The organism is Thiorhodococcus minor (genome assembly GCF_010820565.1).
GTDB classification, from domain to species: Bacteria; Pseudomonadota; Gammaproteobacteria; order Chromatiales; family Chromatiaceae; genus Thiorhodococcus; species Thiorhodococcus minor.
Map to the genome: position 1 here is coordinate 1 of NZ_JAAIJQ010000292.1, position 866 is coordinate 866.

An 866-nucleotide genomic window follows, 5' to 3' on the forward strand; every position below is an offset into this window, starting at 1 on the left:
ATCTCATCGTGATGCTGTTCAACAAAGGGGTTCATCGTCTGACTCCCGTGTGCGGGCTTACTCAAACGATAGACGATCCGCCCCTCTTTGGTTCCGGCTTTGCCGGGTTAGGAGCGTAGCGAATAATTTATCCGAGTGGAGCAGCTTGTTATGCGCTACCCTCAGGTTTGCTATTTCTTTGTTTAATGTATTCTTCCAACTGCTTTTCATCATTTACATTATTCCGATGAATATCCGAATGATTATTTGGATTGACATTTATTCCTTTTGATGGATCAATTGCATCCTCTGGGTCAGTGTGAAGTTCTTTAGGGTTACTATGATGAAAAGCGAACCCTTTTTCAGGAGGCTCTCCAGTTACCTCATCATGCTCAACACCGCGCTGGCTTCTAAGTTTAGGCAAGGTCTTGTTTGTAAAAATATCAACTTGTCGACGAATGTTTTGAGCTTGATCTGAATCAGATACATTAATTAACGAATCACGGCTATATTGCAAAACAGCTTGTTTTTCAGCATCTCTAACTTCTTGAGATTTTTTGTCCAGAAGACCAACAACGGCAGAGCTATGCGCGTAGTCAGTACCATCAACATTTCTTTTGTCTTTATCGTCAATTTGGTTTTCAAAGATGTAACCTGCTTTGGGCTTAGTTGCCTGGAACAATGCAGGAAAAGCATCCTCGGAAACATAGGTAACTCCGTTGGTACCGAGCTTAACCAACTCACCTACATTCTCATCTACTTTTTCATATTTTTCATTTGGGACTAAGTCATTTCGTTTTTCAGGCTTTTGGCCTTGATCATCGGTTGGTCCAAAACCGAGTATTTCGGTAGGCGATCAAGCGCCCTGAAGAGTGGCAGGAGCCCTG

At 42.6% G+C, this 866-nt stretch carries 1 protein-coding gene; it reads right to left on the minus strand.

Annotated elements, in window-relative coordinates; all coding sequences use genetic code 11:
• Positions 1–148: 148 nt before the first annotated feature.
• Positions 149–718 carry a hypothetical protein gene (locus G3446_RS27020; protein WP_164456730.1) on the minus strand — a complete coding sequence of 190 codons (570 nt, stop codon included), beginning with the start codon at positions 716–718 and terminating at the stop codon, positions 149–151.
• Positions 719–866: the final 148 nt, after the last annotated feature.